At 35.2% G+C, this 16,392-nt stretch carries 15 protein-coding genes; 8 read left to right on the top strand and 7 right to left on the bottom strand.

Annotated features, from left to right (window positions below):
• Positions 1-93 precede the first annotated feature (93 nt).
• Entirely contained in the window at positions 94-1,386 is a 1,293-nt protein-coding gene (locus tag ACFX40_RS00465; RefSeq protein WP_028409997.1) for a VTT domain-containing protein, read from the bottom strand.
• 484 nt (positions 1,387-1,870) lie between these two features.
• Between ACFX40_RS00465 and ACFX40_RS00460 the strand changes: the two genes are divergently transcribed.
• The 4 genes from ACFX40_RS00460 to ACFX40_RS00445 all read left to right on the top strand — a co-directional run bounded on the left by ACFX40_RS00460 (position 1,871) and on the right by ACFX40_RS00445 (position 5,125).
• Positions 1,871-3,073: an MGDG synthase family glycosyltransferase gene (locus ACFX40_RS00460; protein WP_377253834.1), complete on the top strand. Its 1,203-nt coding sequence runs from the start codon at positions 1,871-1,873 to the stop codon at positions 3,071-3,073.
• 1 nt (position 3,074) lies between these two features.
• The gene (locus ACFX40_RS00455) at positions 3,075-3,773 is read left to right on the top strand and encodes a polysaccharide deacetylase family protein (RefSeq protein WP_028409999.1); all 699 of its coding nucleotides are present in this window, start codon (positions 3,075-3,077) and stop codon (positions 3,771-3,773) included.
• Between the two features lie 312 nt (positions 3,774-4,085).
• Positions 4,086-4,208 (top strand): hypothetical protein, encoded by a 123-nt coding sequence (locus tag ACFX40_RS00450; RefSeq protein ID WP_255256595.1) that lies wholly within the window; start codon positions 4,086-4,088, stop codon positions 4,206-4,208.
• A 704-nt stretch (positions 4,209-4,912) separates the two neighbouring features.
• Positions 4,913-5,125 carry a YczF family membrane protein gene (locus ACFX40_RS00445; protein WP_225049659.1) on the top strand — a complete coding sequence of 71 codons (213 nt, stop codon included), beginning with the start codon at positions 4,913-4,915 and terminating at the stop codon, positions 5,123-5,125.
• Between the two features lie 9 nt (positions 5,126-5,134).
• On the opposite strand, the gene ACFX40_RS00440 is transcribed toward ACFX40_RS00445, so the two are convergent.
• The 4 genes from ACFX40_RS00440 to ACFX40_RS00425 form a co-directional block, all read right to left on the bottom strand.
• Complete coding sequence (locus tag ACFX40_RS00440; protein WP_098332611.1) at positions 5,135-6,238, bottom strand: GerAB/ArcD/ProY family transporter; 1,104 nt, start codon at positions 6,236-6,238, stop codon at positions 5,135-5,137.
• Between the two features lie 19 nt (positions 6,239-6,257).
• Positions 6,258-7,451: a Ger(x)C family spore germination protein gene (locus tag ACFX40_RS00435; RefSeq protein WP_098525851.1), complete on the bottom strand. Its 1,194-nt coding sequence runs from the start codon at positions 7,449-7,451 to the stop codon at positions 6,258-6,260.
• Between the two features lie 30 nt (positions 7,452-7,481).
• Positions 7,482-8,984 carry a spore germination protein gene (locus ACFX40_RS00430; protein WP_028410003.1) on the bottom strand — a complete coding sequence of 501 codons (1,503 nt, stop codon included), beginning with the start codon at positions 8,982-8,984 and terminating at the stop codon, positions 7,482-7,484.
• A gap of 518 nt (positions 8,985-9,502) precedes the next feature.
• Positions 9,503-10,396, bottom strand: a complete 894-nt coding sequence (locus tag ACFX40_RS00425; RefSeq protein WP_377253832.1) for an AraC family transcriptional regulator — start codon at positions 10,394-10,396, stop codon at positions 9,503-9,505.
• A 192-nt stretch (positions 10,397-10,588) separates the two neighbouring features.
• On the opposite strand from ACFX40_RS00425, the gene ACFX40_RS00420 reads away from it, so the two are divergent.
• From ACFX40_RS00420 to ACFX40_RS00405, 4 genes are all read left to right on the top strand, one after another.
• Positions 10,589-11,176, top strand: a complete 588-nt coding sequence (locus ACFX40_RS00420; protein WP_028410005.1) for an NDxxF motif lipoprotein — start codon at positions 10,589-10,591, stop codon at positions 11,174-11,176.
• Positions 11,177-11,339: 163 nt separating this feature from the next.
• Positions 11,340-11,828 (top strand): hypothetical protein, encoded by a 489-nt coding sequence (locus ACFX40_RS00415; RefSeq protein ID WP_028410006.1) that lies wholly within the window; start codon positions 11,340-11,342, stop codon positions 11,826-11,828.
• Between the two features lie 161 nt (positions 11,829-11,989).
• A complete protein-coding gene (locus ACFX40_RS00410) occupies positions 11,990-12,172 on the top strand; it encodes a hypothetical protein (RefSeq protein ID WP_025749161.1) in 183 nt (60 codons plus the stop codon).
• A gap of 292 nt (positions 12,173-12,464) precedes the next feature.
• The gene (locus ACFX40_RS00405) at positions 12,465-12,866 is read left to right on the top strand and encodes a hypothetical protein (protein WP_034276572.1); all 402 of its coding nucleotides are present in this window, start codon (positions 12,465-12,467) and stop codon (positions 12,864-12,866) included.
• A 258-nt stretch (positions 12,867-13,124) separates the two neighbouring features.
• Here the strand turns inward: ACFX40_RS00405 and ACFX40_RS00400 are convergent, their stop codons facing one another.
• Complete coding sequence (locus ACFX40_RS00400; protein WP_377238492.1) at positions 13,125-14,639, bottom strand: arylsulfotransferase family protein; 1,515 nt, start codon at positions 14,637-14,639, stop codon at positions 13,125-13,127.
• A 362-nt stretch (positions 14,640-15,001) separates the two neighbouring features.
• Entirely contained in the window at positions 15,002-16,045 is a 1,044-nt protein-coding gene (cax, locus tag ACFX40_RS00395) for a calcium/proton exchanger (RefSeq protein WP_013056387.1), read from the bottom strand.
• Between the last annotated feature and the right edge of the window lie 347 nt (positions 16,046-16,392).

Below are 16,392 nucleotides of genomic sequence, written 5' to 3'. Positions count from 1 at the left end.
GCAGGTTCTCCTTTCTCATCATTCAAAATATAATAAACTTCATTTGGACAAGGGAAGCTCCTGTTTAGTTAGACCTTCCTCTTTAGTGAACCACTATAGATTAATACCTTTCATAAGACGGAAGGTTTCAAGAAGCAAAACGTTTAACCCTAGCCATACTCCTCCAAATACATATCCTGCTGCAATATCGCTGGGATATTGTATGCTGAGGTACAAACGACTAATCGCAATAAGCAATAAAATAAGAATGGCTGCTATTGGTGCTAATGTAGGAACCCATAATCTTTTAGAGTGTCGAACCATCATAAACACAGCAAACCCATAAATAACAAAAGCCATTAAAGACTGCTCGCTTGGAAAGGTGTATGAAAGCTGTTCTATCAACGATTTTCTAATAGGGGAGAAATGGTGAAAAATTCGTCTTAGGCTTTCTTCGTACAGCTCTCCGCCGCCTGCCACAACTACCAGAGATAATAATTCGATTTTTTTATCTCTGCCTTTCCATAAAATCCATACAAGTGTAAAGAAAATTAATGCCACCAGAACTTGCCTGGATCCGAGCATGAAAAGTATCCGCATTGGTACATTCCAATCTTTATTAAAAAGGGCTGATATTAATAGACTGGTTATTTTGTTAAAATCTCCAAACTCGTTTGCGATAAAGTCTTGCGTCATTCCAACCATAAGCAGAATAAACGCTAATGTTACTAATGCTGTAAATATAAAAACAAGACCTGCCCGTTTCCGCGTATGAAACACATTTACTATCCACTCGAGACAATTAATTGCTATCTTTTTAATCGTTACTTTGAACTTTTTATAAATGTAAATAGCAACGAACAAACTTACAGCTACAATTATCCCAATGATAAAATACTTCTTAATAGAATGATGAAACTGTTCCCACTGAGGTCCTAATAACTTTCCTAGAGTAATAAATGTGGTGACCCAAAGAAATGATCCACTATAGGCGTACAGTGCATACGTGCGAAAAGGAAGCCGAGTAATTCCTGAAAAATATCCTGTAATATGTCTAATAACTGGGAGGAAATAAGCAATAATCAACAGCTTGTTTCCATGTACACTAAACCATTTTGACATTCTTTCAATTCGCTCTGGCCCCATATGAAGGGGTTTGCCGTATTTATCAAAAAAAGGAGTCCCTAACTTATAGCCTACCCCGTAGGCTATAGTCATTCCAACCATACTCCCCATACCAGCCGCCAAGATACTTCCCACCCAGCTTAAATGTCCTTGAAAAGCAAGAACCCCAGCGTAGCCCATGAGCAGCTCCCCTGGAAGAGGAAGAGCAAGAAGTTCCAGCATCAATGCTAAAAACAGCACGATATATCCGTATTGATTTATATAAGATGTGATAAAATCCATGGTTTGTCCTTCTTTCATAGTATGTATTTGCCTAAAGCACAGTGAATAACTCAAATATGCTTGAATTTGATTGAAAATAAGAGGAGGGAAAAGGTTAATTTCAGCTTTGCTTTTCTTTTAATGTAGCACTATTTATAAAAAAAACTTTATTTTTCATTGATTTTTAATGTTATTTTTAGCCTATTTTTAATTACAAACCGTAGACTGAAAATGTGCTATTTGAAAGCTCAACTTAAGACTGTATGTTTTTCTAATAAATAGTGTAAGAAATTCCTAAACAATCTATGTAACGAAAAAGAAGAAAAGACACATCACACAAATTGATTAAAAAGGGTAACTACCCATTATTAATTTTTTATAATGCTTACTCTTTTCCAAGTAGAGTAATTCTTTAATCGTATAAACAAGAGAACAAAAAGGTGCGGGAAACAGCCCAGGCTTTACCACATAGCAAAAGCAGACAAACTACAAGGAGGGAAAAGTCATGAATAATCGTGAAAAAGATAAATACCTCATTCTTTCCGCTACATTTGGAGAAGGGCATAAACAAGTGGCAAATGCGATAAGCGAGGCAGTAAATGAGCTGATGGCTGATGCTGAGCCTATTACCATGGATATCATGGAATGGATTCATCCCAACCTCTATCCAATCAGCAACTATATCTATAAAAAAAGCATTAAGAAGTTTCCTCAAGTGTATAGCTTTTTGTATAAAAAAACTCGTGTAAAAAATTCGTTTTCCGTTAAGCTAAATTCGATCTTTTTATCGGGCATGCAAACGGTGCTTAAAATCATACAGGAAATAAAACCGAAAGTAGTGGTTAGTACCTATCCATTTGCCGCTGGGATAATATCGAAATTAAAAGAGCAAGGGTTGATTGATATTCCGGCGATAACCATCATCACAGATTATACGGATCATTCTTATTGGATTCATCCCTCTACAGATCAATATATGGTAGGGTCTGCTCGATTGCGTGATCAATTAATTGCGTTAGGGGTAGAGGCGGACAAAATTAAAAACACTGGAATACCTGTACGGAAAAGATTTATGGATGTTCTTCCAACAGACCTTCTCTTAGATAAATATATGATCAATCCAAATATGTTCACCCTGCTCATCATGGGAGGGGGAGACGGATTTTTTGGAAAAGGACTTTCAACCTTTAAGGCATTAGAATCCATTTCCACACCGATTCAACTTTTTATAGTATGCGGTAAAAATAAGAAATTAAAAACACAATTAGAGTGGGAATTAAAAGACTCAAAGCATGACGTGAGAATTTTTGGATACTGTGAAAAGGTTGAAGAATTAATGGCTATTTCAGATTTAATGATCAGCAAGCCGGGGGGAGTAACAACCTCTGAGGCAATGGCGATGGGTTTGCCAATACTACTTTATCATTCGTTACCAGGACAAGAAGAAGACAATGCAGAATATTTATGTCGTTCGGGATTCGCACTGTCTGCACAGTCAGAAAAAAAGTTAATTGCGCAAATTGAAAATCTTGTCCGCGATTCAGCACCTTTAAGATGGATGAAACAAAGGATGAAAAAATATCAAACCAAAACATCATCCACGGAAGCTCTCCATGTCATTGTCGAAGCAGCAAGATGCGGTTCATTACGTAACGTAACAGATAGTAGAACGATACAAAAGCAAAAGGAGATAGAGGTGAGTATATAATATGGAGTTCATGATTTCTGCTATTATTTTTTTTATTTTATTATACACCGTTATTCCGTATTTCCTATCACGTAGCCTAGGAGTGAACGTAGTTAAAAGAGGAAGGGATTTATCCAAAATTGCTTTTACGTTTGATGATGGTCCGAATCCTGTTTATACCCCCATACTTCTTGATTTACTGAAGAAAAATGAGGTGAAGGCAACCTTTTTTGTGGTCGGTACTAAAGCAGAAAAGTACCCTGAACTGATTCAGCGCATGCATAATGAAGGCCACTTAATCGGAATTCATAACTACGTACATCACTCCAACTGGTTTATGTCGCCTTGGAAGGTTAGAAATGGAGTTAAGAATACAGCCAAGGTGATTAAATCTATCACTGGAGTCACACCTATTTATTATCGACCGCCTTGGGGAATGCTCAACCTTTTCGATTTTATGAGAAGAGGTAAATATAAGATTATTCTATGGTCAATCATGGCGGAAGATTGGCGAACCTCTGGCGGAAGCGAAAAGATTAAAAAACGCCTAGCCAATATAAAAGGCGGGGACGTCATTTTGCTGCACGACTGCGGAGATACGCTCGGAGCAGAATCTGAAGCTCCAAGAAACACAATTAATGCGTTAAGAGATGTATTAAAGACAGTGAAAACAAAAGGATTCACTTGTGTCCGTGTTGATGAATTGGTAGAGAAGCTATAGGTAGTAAGAGGATTAGAAGATTATCTTTATTAAAGCTTGCGAATGACATTTTAATTCTTGTCATTACCGTAACTAAATATCTTATCTGTTATAAAAAAAGAACCTCTATTTTAAAGAGGTTCTTTTTTATGGCCAGTAAAAAATATATGGTAATATAATCTTATATTGGATATATTTATAATTTTGCAGTTTATAAAATCTATGTTGAATCAGCAGTCAATTTAAACGACATCTATGAAAGTAGGGTAGTTCTTGAAAAAAGTTATTTTAAAATTCTTTGTATACTTTTTAATCTTCTTTGGAGGAAACTTAATGATTAATATTCTGTTCACCTCTAATTTTGATCTTTTAACAGCATTTTCAACCGCTTTTGGAGTTTCCTTTGGGATTGCTATCTTCGGGTATTATACATATAAAAAAGGCAAGGAAGCGTAAAGTGCTGTGTTTTTGAGCCAATACATAAAAGATTTTAGTAGAAACTTAAATATCATAGTATTAAATTATAAAGATTTTGAGGTTTAAGATGGGAAATTTGTTGAATTACATTTATTTTTTTATTGCCATTTTAGTTGGCTTGTACTTTTTTATCACCAATAAACACTCTAGAAAGCCACTATTCATGTTGTTACTATCGATGCTTTTATTTTATAGCAGCACGTATTTCTTTTACTATAAGACTTATCCAATTAACTTACTCAGTACATTATCCATACTTGTGTTTTGGTGGATCATTCTTTTATTACTAAGAGAGATTTATTCTAGAGAAGAAAATATTTTCTGGAATCTTTGTTTAATCTATGTAGCGCTATACCACTTATTGCACTACGTTTTTGATTCATTGGCTCAAAAGAACTTTTTGTATGAATTTATCTTTTATTTTTATACAAATGTAGGATTACTTCTGCTTGGCTTGTACTATTTCTTAAGAGTCTATAAAAATAGAATCGTGCATTAGAATGAACAAAGTTCCTTGGAGCTCAATGTCCACAATTCTTGTTGCGTTAAATTTTTATAACAGATTGCTTTGCAGAAAATCAATTATTTTCCATCATTTAATAAATATTATTGAATCTCATGGACGCCTTGTATATTTTTATATTATTTACCGCAATTTAAAAGAAAAAGGTGAGGCTGATATAATGGCTAAAACAATTCCATCCTTATGCATTTTGCTGGGGGCTTATGTTCTTATTGCATTCATCGACGTTTTTCAGGGAAACTATATGTTTCAATCGTTTTATAACCTAAAACAATATTTTGTAATTGCCCGTGGAGAAGATTATTTTTTGGTTATTTTATTTGCTTTGATATTCCTTACTGTTAGCATTTTTCCTGTTTTAAAAAAACAATAGCCTCCCTTGTCATGAAAGGGCAGGCTTTATTTTTTGTTTTATATATGCTGTAATCAGCAATAGGATGGGAATTGCTATATGAAAAGGAAGGTGCAATAAATAAGGAACAATTTTGAGTCCTTCATTTATATGAGCTTGGTAACTAGGAGCAATCATCAGTGAGGAGAAAAAAATAACACCGCCAATTAAATAAATATTTGTAACAGAAGATTTCATTCGAAACAAATCAGCCGCGCCAATCACTGCACAAAAGAAATAGATGGTTATTTTAACAAAACCTAAAATGACCATGAGAATAAGAATAAAGGTATCCAGCCTTTGAATAAAACTAGCTATGTTGATGTAACTCACAGCTGTCAGAGCGGGGAAAGAGGATCTTAAAACAGTCTCTGGTCCGAGTACACACAAAAGAATAATCGAATTAATGGTTAAGACAATTCCTCCTGTTATAATAGCGGATAACCCAATTGTTGCAGCCTGACTTTTTTTATTCAAATAAGGAAGAATCATAGTGAAGGTAATCAATTCCCCGAAAGGGACAGTAATACCAAGAGGGGCTAACTCTTTCCCTATGTTTCCCCATCCATTTGCTAATACGGGTTGAAGGTTTTCCACCTTGATATAGCCTCCTACTACATATAAAACATTTAATATAAAAAGAGTCAGTAAAATAACAACAAAACATAAGCATGTAACTCGTGCGAATGCTTCTATTCCTAAGTGAATACTATAAATCAGCACAAAGGTCATACATATCCCCAGCGTAATAATCGATGTAACATAGTAAGAAGAACTAATTAGTAATTCTTCAAAATCACGTAGTACTCTGGAAGCAATATAAACAAAATATATAATATAGCAAAAGCTGATAGCACCGCCTACGTATTTACCCCAGATTTTAATGAGGTAGCCAGTCAAGGGTATATTAGGGTATCTCTTATATAAGGAGATATAGACTAAATACAGTAAACATCCAAAAAAAGTAGCCAAAAGGGGGACTACCCATGCATCTTGCCTAGCAGCCTTTCCTATATCTAAAAGCAACGTACTGCCTAATATAAAGATAAACATCATACAAAATAATTGAAACCCATCGATTTTTATTTTAGTCAACGCTTTTTCAGCTCCTCATCTAGTTTACCTCATAAGGATTTGTCCGCATTCCGGTATTTACAATACTGACGTTCACATTCATCGATACCTTTGCGCTTGAAAATAGATTCTCCCAATTCTGTTTATGCTGACGCCAGTAACTAGGGTTGGTTCGAGACAAGCTATCACCAAAGCCAAATATATCTACCTTTTCTTTTTGTGCGATGCGAATAGTTTTTGTGATTTCCTTTTGTAATTCATTTTGTACCTCTTTTTCCAATTCTTTTAATACCTTTGGGTTGCTTAAATCTTTTTGGCATGATGTTTCCGTAATTTCTCCCATGACATTCAAATCTGTATGAATAAAAGGTTGTCCATGGCGGATTTTTGTCTTTATTTGACTTTTTATTCCGGTCGTCGTAACTGTGATATTCGCATTTATATTACAAGGGAAAACAAGGGCCGTGCTCTTCACTTTAGACGTAACAAGTTGAACAGATCGAGCCTCATCGCCATCCAGCCATCGAACTAATTTCCCTTTTCTAAACATAGCTAATCCCTTTACCTGCATAGCACTTGGGCTGGTATTCTCTAAATTGCCTGCTTCTTCTGACTTCTGAGAGGGTTTGTTAATGGTGATTCCAGGAAGAGATAGGTCTTTTCCCTCACTCAAAAGCATAGAAATAACTTCATATGCTTGTACATTACTAACTATTCCGTACATTTTTTGATTGTTCTGGGTTGTACTTAGAATACTTTTGACTGGAGTAACCTCGAAAGGTTCAATTACACCAAGCAATTTCTCAGCAGTTCCATCACGTGCAATAAAAACTGGAATACTTGTACGAGCTTGCTTGCCTCGATCCAAGGCATCAAATAATAAGCTAAGGTCATTTCTTGCTAACTTTTCACCTACAACGATAAGCGAAAGATGAGAAGTAATATGTTCTCTTGGGATGACGACAGAGGCTTTTTTTAATGCTTCCACTAACGTTTTGGCCGTTACTGTATAGTTAATGACAGGAAGACCCTGTCCTCCTGACGAACTGCCCTGTGATAAACCACTTGGATTAATGATCTGATAGGTTACTTTATAAGGTTGTTCCAAGTTTTCGTTCTCATCAATTCCCAATCCTATAATAACTCCTATTTGGTTTAATTCTCGGTAATTCGAACATCCTGAAACGCATAAACAAATGGCAGCGATCCATAAAAGCGAAAGATAAGTTTTCATTTTCTATCCTCATTCATCTTTATACGAAGTCTATTTATTTTGATGTTTTTTCAACAGAGATGGTAAAGAGAATCGAACTAAAGTATCCTTTTGCTTTTTAAAATCAAAGGGAGCAAAAGGTGAAAAGTAGGGGATACCAAAAGATCTTAGACTACTTATATGAAGCCATATACATAAGGTCATAAGCAAAATTCCATATAAGCCAATAAATGCTGAAATTAGAATCAAGATAAACCGAAAACCACGGGCCGCATTGACAATGCTAGTAGATGGCAGTGTAAAATTGCTGATGGCAGAAATAGCAACAATGATCACAACAGCCGCCGATACAAAACCTGCTTCTACAGCTGCTTGTCCTAGAATCAGCGCTCCTACAATGGAGACTGCTGGTCCGATTGCTCTAGGCATTCGTATTCCTGCTTCTCGCAACATCTCAAAAGCTAGTTCCATCACTACCATTTCTACAATTGCTGGAAAAGGAACTCTTTCTCTTTGCGCCATTAAGCTGACCATTAATGTGTTTGGAATAAGTCCCTGATGATGCGTAATCAATGCTAAATAGATAGCAGACGCATACATAGAAAGAAAAAAAGAGCCAAATCTTAGTATCCTTAAAAAGGAAGCAATATAATAATTTTGATAATAATCTTCGGGAGACTGAAAAAATTGAGAAAAAATAGCAGGCGCAATTAATACAAAAGGTGTTCCTTGTACAATAATAGCAATTCGACCTTCTAATAAATTTCCTACAACAGCATCAGGTCGTTCCGTATTTAATAAAAGTGGAAAAATAGTCGTCCTATCATCCCGGATAAATTCCTCAATATAGTTCGACTCGAGGACCCCATCTACCTTAATCTCTTTTAAACGTTCTTTGATTTCCTCTACAATACGTTCATCTGCATTCCCTTTAATATACATAATCCCTATATCTGTTTGGGTTACGCTTCCAATTTTCATGCTATCTAAGCGTAAATTAGAATCCTGAATTCTAGCTCTTATCAAGGAGGTATTAGTCCTTAAATTCTCTGTAAAACTATCTTTAGGTCCTCTAACAACAGTTTGGCTGGTTGGTTCTGTTACTGCGCGGGACTGAAGTTTTTTTGTATTGCCAATGAAAATTTTAGAACTTCCATTCAGTAGTATGACTGTATCACCAGTTAAAACCGCTGACATAAATTCATGCCAATTCTCTTTTATAGTCAATTGAGATACAGTTAACATCTGGGGTATTTGTGCTTCTATCTCTTTGACGGTTACTACTTGATTACTTTCCTTAAGCCCCTGAATAAGAGGAGTCATGATATTCTCATTTATAATGTTTTCATCTGCTAATCCGTCAAGGTGAATAACGGCTGCTTTTAACGTTTTTTGATACGGAGACTCAACCATTCGAAACGATACATCAGAGCTATTTCCCAATTCGTTCAATAGTCTCTCTATATTTTTATTTATATCATCATATAAGGGAGTTGCTGAACAATCCGTTGTCTTTTCTTTAGTAGAGCTTTTCAAAAGATATCTTTGTCGCACGTTTTACCACCTTTTATATGAGTGAATATTTGTTATACAACGAGTAACGTTATCATTCCTATAAAATGTAAAAAATATGCGCATGAGGAAGATATATAAAATAAAATGATAGGAAATGTATCTAACTTTGTTTTCTATTTTGTCGCATTAGTTGAACGTCAAAATAAAGCTGAGGATTCTTTAGAGTTTTCAGATGAAAATTAAAGCGGTTTAGCTAGTATTACTTTATATCCAGTGACAGATTAGAAGACATTGTTTTAAAAGTTAAGTAATTGGAAAGAAAAGCACCTCACATTTCTCTATATAGCTGATGTTTTTATGGCCGATATCGTACATGATAATAATTAAAAATGAAGTGAATAGTCACATTGATTAACTCCAAAATTCCCAACACGAAATAACAAAAAGCCCTATCCTAAATTTAATTGCTTAGAGATTGGGCTTTTGTATAGGAATATCTTCAGTATTATAAATGAATTTCTACACTACTTTTCTCTTAAACAAATGGAAGTTCTCTTTTATGCCTTAACAGTCTGTTTTTTTACAGGAATGTAGATGTCAATCTCTTTATTTTCTGAACCATAGCACCTCTTATCATACAGTTCAAACTCCATTGATCCGTAGTGCTCATAACCTGATTCTGGAAACCATTCTGTAAAAACATAGTTCCATGTGGACTGAATGGAAGAAGTAAAAGATTCTTCATTTGATTTTGGAGTAGTGAACACGGCATATTCTAGTTCAGGGAAGCTTCTGTAAACTGTTCCTTCAGGAGCTGGAGTGCCTTCCTTTACTTCCATGCCAATTATATAAACAAACTCACCCGTTTCAGGATTAAAATCAGTGCAAATGCCAAGCTCCGCGCTTGCGTTTAGGGGATTGGGGATTTTAGAGCCTAATCCATTTTGCATGTACTGTTGCCAAAATTCAGGAATGTCTTTGTTATTCTGACCACCCTCGTTCTTCGTTTTTAGCTCATATCCAATGACATAAAAAGCAGATTTAGTGACTAGTTTTGGTTCCATCTTATTTCCTCCTGGCAAAAGTGTGGTAGTTAGGTAGGCTTTTCCTTGCAGCGGTCCAGATATTCTCCTTGCGTTACGGTATTGCTTCGGTGAAACATCATAAAATTTTTTGAACGCTCTGTTAAATGATTCTTGATATTGAAAACCAACATCAAGTGCGATATCAATGACTTTTTCATCTGTGAAAAATAAGCGTTCTGCTGCGCGTGTAAGTCTTCGTTTCCTCACATAATCCATCACCGATTCTCCAACCATGGCTTGGAAGACACGGTGATAATGAAAAGGAGAAAAGCAAGCAATTCCTGCTAACTTTTCTAAAGTAATCTGTGTCTCCAAATTCTCCTCAATGTAATCTAGCGTTCTCTGTATACAAGTTACATAATTCATTTACATTCACCTACCTTACGTTCACTATAACAGCAAACAAATCGTTGTTCTTAACATTTTTTGCTATATTCAATTAGATGAGGGTAGTTTTGCAATATACGCCTCTAGATGTATAGTCCTAAGGGGATTTTAATGCTAAAATTTTCTATGTAAATTAATGGAATTAACACATTGGTAAAGGGAGCGTTTGAATTGAAGAAACTTTATTTTAGCTTAATGATTATTTGTTTATTAGGTGCTTGTTCTTATCAGGAAAGTACAAAAGAGGTTAATGAAAAAGTTGTATTACCAACTTCTATATTTAGTTCATCGAAAAATAATGCTGTAATTGATGAAAAGGAAATGAAAGAAAGTATAAAGACTTACTTAAATACTAACGAGGATTTATCCAATATCAGTGATCAATTTGAAGAAATGACGGATTCTGATCAACAGCTACCTAAAGCTGAAGCGAAAAAACTTGAACAACTAAACGATCTGGTCAAAGAAAATGATCGTAACTTTTCCATATATATCTCGCACAATACTGTACCAGAAGGATATAAAAAAGAGTCAGAGAGAATTAGCCGCTTTATTATGGGTTCCAATCAAATTTTGGATGAACTGGATCAAGCCAGCGATGACATGGTTGAGCATATGAGCGAAGGAGATTTTTCTGAAACAGAAATTGAGTCACTTATGAATAGAAATGAAGGTGTAAATGGAAGGGAACAGAAAAAGATAGAGAATTTTCTAGATGCCAAAAATATTGATACAAAAGCTTTTGGACGAAAGAGTTAAAACAATTTAATAGATTTGCTTTGGTTAGGGGGAGTTTACTATTGGAGTAGTTAAGTCTACAAATAAACTTGCATTTTCTATTATCTATTTAGTCTTCGGTACAGCTTTGGGGATAATAGCCAAATATTTAGATACTATTGCAGGTGTTGATGGAAGCTGGTGGATGAATATTCTGCCGTATTTTGGGGATTTGTGTTCTAGGGCCGGTATTTGGGTCCTGATTGCTACCCTTATAGCCGCGTATAGTAAAACCAAAATTAGTGGGGCTCTTAATACATTCATGTTCTTTATAGGAATGCTAACAGGCTATTATATATATTCCGCTTTTCTATTTGGATTTTTTCCAACTAGTTATTTTTTACTGTGGGGAAGTATCGCACTAGCGTCTCCGTTTCTAGCAGCTATTATATGGATGGCTAAAAATAATTTACGTCTAGCTTGGATATTACCAGCGTTGCCTATGGGGTTATTGCTAAGTCTTTCTTTAGCGGTTGGAGTATTTTATATCCATGTAAGTTATATGGAAGAATTCATTATGTATGCTGTTTTATGCGGAGTCTTTTACAAAAATCCAAAGCAGCTAGCGGCAACAATTTCTGTTTCGTTTATCATTTCGTTTATTATCAAACAAGTAAGTCCACTTCACTTTTGATTTAGATGAAGGTTTTAAAAAAATGAAAATTTACTATGTGAAAAGGGGATTTCGGTAACTAACTATAAATACAATTCAAAACGGCTTTTACATATATATTCTTTAAAATACAGTAATTAGGAAACTTTTATAGAAGTAATTCGTATAAAAGGTAGGAGGTGATGGATATTAACACGGAAAAACGTCTGGATGAAATTGAAAGAAAATTAGATGATTTACATAATAAGATAAGTAATCAAGAAAGTAGAGCAAAGTATAAACCTATCTTTACAATTGTACTCATTTTATCTGCAATTCTCATATTTTTTGTGCTTATAGGTGTTGTAAGTTTTTTTACAGGTTAATTTTTTTACTAATCTCTCAGAATTATTTCTGGGAGACCTTTCATTATTTAAACTAACGACAATTCATTTTGTATAAACTTGTATATAATATACCCGCTTAAAATAAAAGGGGATAAAATTATGATGGGAAATGAAAAGGAACGTTCCACATTTAGTGCGGCTTTCAAAACCTATGAACAGCTATTAAAAAAGATCTTGCATATGTTCTTTACTAGATAATATTCTACGCCATGTTAACTAAAGGTATATATTTTAATAAAATATATACCTTTAGTTAACATGGAGGAAGAGCATGAGAAAGTTTTATATTGCTTTATTTAGTCTTTTCTTTTTTATTTCATTAGTAGTTGGATGTCAAAGTAAAGCTGAGGATCCTTTAGAGTTTTCAGGTGAAACTCAAAGCTGGTCAGCTACTATTACGTTATATCCCGTTGAAAATAGGAAAGAAACAGCTCAAATGAACTTAAATTATCTAGGTGGTAAGGTAGAATCCGTAGGAGATTTTGGGATTAATTTAGACACTTCAAATAATCAAAATGGAATTGCAGTAAGAGACGCAAGGTTAAATAAAGAAGGGAATTTCAAAGAAAAAGTAAAGATTGATGCTAGTAAAGATGTAATTAAACCTGAATATATGATTTTAACGGTTAAATGGAATGAAAAGTCAGAAGATATGATTTTAAAAGTTAAGTAATTAGGGAGAAAAAGCACCTTATACTCATCTATATCAAATATTCCCCCAGTTCTTTATCCTTACTATTTGTTAAAATATAATATTATATATCAGGAATTTTATTTTTGCAGTTTAGATTAATATAGTAGCGGTTTTTTGAAAAAGTCCTTAGCTCATGTAATTTCTAGTTGATTCCTTAAAAGGTAAAAGACCCCCTCAAGCCTTCTGAGTGGGGCGCTATACGACTATTTTTAAAATCTAATAGAAGATTATTAATGCTCACTTTCGTCTATTTCGTCTTATTTTTACGTAAGTAGTCGGTGATGTACCAATGACGTTCCCGCAGGAGTCTAATGCTTTTACTTGAAAATAGGGGCCAGCTGCCTGGACATGAATATCTGTTTCAAATCCAGTACGAGGGCTACTAAATATCACTACTGCTAATTTAAAAGGTGTTGGTCCCGCCAGTACCTGCCAAGCAACCGTTTCTGTTGAACCATTCCATGATGCGTAAACTGTAGCTTGACCGTCATGCAATAAGTCTACCGTTATGCTAGGCGGATAAAGTGGTAGACCTACCCACTTATTTTTGAATGCTCGATACGAAAGATTCTGATTTGGATACCGCATATCATATAACAAATTAAATGAAGGGTTTCTTTGTGTATTGCCAGCATTTTTAAACTCTGAAAGGTAGGGCTCTTGCCCCCACCCAATGAGTTGATTTCCATTGGAAAGCTTTTGCGCATTTCCTTGACTCGGAACATATAAAGCTGGGTCATGATAATACGTTCGATCTACATTGGCGACCTTGTGTTTATAGTCTAAGTGAAGAATTAAACCACGCGCCTGTCCCTCAGGAGGAGAGGTTGAAGAGGCACAGCAGGCGTCATCAAACAAGCTTATCCTATTTTCGGACCTGTAGCGCGCATCATGCTGCCAAGAAAATGCAGCGTTCGGTCCAAGCTTAAAATCACTTTGTTTTCCACCAAGTTGCCAAATTACCTTTCCCGTTTTTTTATCAATGTTATAAATGGCCCACATATTACGCATACTCACTAGAAGTGTATTGTTTGGCCCTTCTTCGACTGAATTTACGTGGTAGCAATCCCATATATTATTAGAACTTGTCGCGGATGAAGCAGGTACCACTGAATCAGCTGGATTAATATGTTCAAGTGCACTCCAAAAGAAGAGAAGCTCTCCCGTTTCAATATCTACTTCTTGAATAGAGTAATCATCAAAATATCCGCGTACTGGTCCACCATACTTAGATAAATCCGCAGGTACTTGTTTTACTGCCGTAAACAAAGCCGTATTCCGTTCGGTGATTGTAAACTCATGCACATCAGCTGTAAATCCTTTTTTAGCAAATAATTTTTTAATGACCTTATAATGCTGGTTGATAATTTGAAAATAAGCACCAGGTTCAGGATCGCCTGCTGGAAGGTTTGGAGTTGCGGTTTGAGTTCCTGAAATTGTTCCTTGCCACATCGTAAGAACAGGGTTCCCGCAGTACATTTGTACTCGAAAGTCTGTGTTTTGAATATATCTACTAGCAAGTGGTCTAAACCACACTGGATTACCTGTCTGATCCATAATTAGTGCCCCAGTTTGGCCAATCATCGCTGCTTCATATACCGTATAGGGCGCAACAAATAATAGGCCGGGAGCTGTTCCGGGCTTATCAACATTAATGGTAACCTTCATGGGATGTAAATTAGGAGCCGAAACAAAATTCCATACTTGCGGGTTTGAATGATTGATGGATGATTGTGAATTAAAATTATCCATTCCCACTCTCATCTCCTCTGAATTTTATTATTAGCACTGTCGAGCTATTAATATGTCATTTACGTCAGAATATGTACATATGTTTTAGGTTTACTTGTGTCTTTTATTTATTTTAAATGCTTGTATATAAGGGCAGATGAAATAAATGTAAAAAAAGAGCCCTTAGCAGATAAGAGCTCGTTTTTCTCGTTCATATACCTTTATATATTATCAATGCAGCAATATTTTAATCGTGTTTAAAGTTGAAAACCATGCAAAAGAAAAGCAAATTTTTGTATATATGTTATTCGTCAAGATTTAAAAAGATGACCAAGCGTTGTCTTTATGTAAGCTGAAATTTTCATCTTTTTCTTGAAAAAATTCTATAAAAGGTAAAAACTAAAGCCTATCGCAATGTAGGTACCAACAAGTAAAACACCTTCGAACCAGTTGGAATCACCGTCGTTAACAACGGTCACCGTCATGAGAGCGGCAAGGATCATCGCAATCATTTCCGCTGTATTAAATACAAGAGGCAAGAAATCATACAAGTATGAAAACAGAACGAGTATAGGAGCAACAAACATGGCCGTTTGGACGGTTGAACCAATGGAAATCTCCACCATTACGTCCATTCTGTTATTATAGGCCATTGCAATTGCTGACACGTACTCTGCAGCACTTCCGACTATGGCCACAACAATAATTCCAATAAAAACGTGACTCCAGCCTAAGGCAGCACCTACTGGCTCAATGGTGCCAACAAGTTTTTCACTAATATAAGCTAGTACAATTGTAGCCAGTCCAAGTACAACGATTGCTTTCTTTTTTCCCCATTCTGGTTCCTCTCCATTTTCTTCTGCGTTTCCAGTAAAAATCCCCTTATGCGTGACAAGTTTAAAAAGAAGAGCAAGTAGGTAAATGGTCAGCATCACAATAGCAAAAGAAGTTGATAGAACCTGCATATCTTTATCATCCAAGCGTTTTGCAAAGATAAATGGCAATACAAAAGTTACGATAATAGCAAACATTAAGAGAGAGGTATTGTGTCGTGTTTTAAACACACTAAATTTTTGCTTTTTAAATCGAATTCCTCCAACAATCATTGATATTCCGCTCGCAAAAAGTAGATTAACGAGGACTGCTCCAGTAATAGAGGAAATGACAATTGTATTTAGTCCTTTACTTAATGCAAAAAACGAAATAATAATTTCTGCAGCGTTGCCAAACGTAGCATTAAGTAATCCTCCTGCTGTTGGACCTACTACAACGCTAAGGCTTTCAGTAGAACGTCTGATGTAATTAGCCAAGCTAATTAATGTCACACAGTAAATAAAGAACATGAAAATATAATTCCAATTAAAAATACTGCCAATAATTGAAAGAGGTACACCAATAATCATAAAAATGAAAAAGACTTTATTCATATTTTCCTCCATGGTCATTTATAGATCCTATAGCAAGAAGAGAAGCTCTATATTATCTTAGCGTTTTTATTAATATAACTCTTAAGACTTTTGTTATTCACATGGAGAGTGCAACTAGCAATTAACTCGACGCATAGAAAGAGAACATACTTAATAGCTGGTGTAAAGTTAAAAAAGAAAAGAATCGTACAAGATAAAGCGCTATGAACTCCTCAACATAAGCTTCAAAGTATATTGAATAGTCTGCTTTGAATAGCCAATATATATCTTCTAAATGCTAAAAAGATATGAATTTTTCGAATGTCTACAATTAACGTTTGCGTTAACGTTAATTGTGGGTAATGTAG

The organism is Priestia sp. YIM B13552 (assembly GCF_042787775.1).
Classification (GTDB): domain Bacteria; phylum Bacillota; class Bacilli; order Bacillales; family Bacillaceae_H; genus Priestia; species Priestia megaterium_E.
This window is presented reverse-complemented; position numbering and strand designations above follow the sequence as displayed.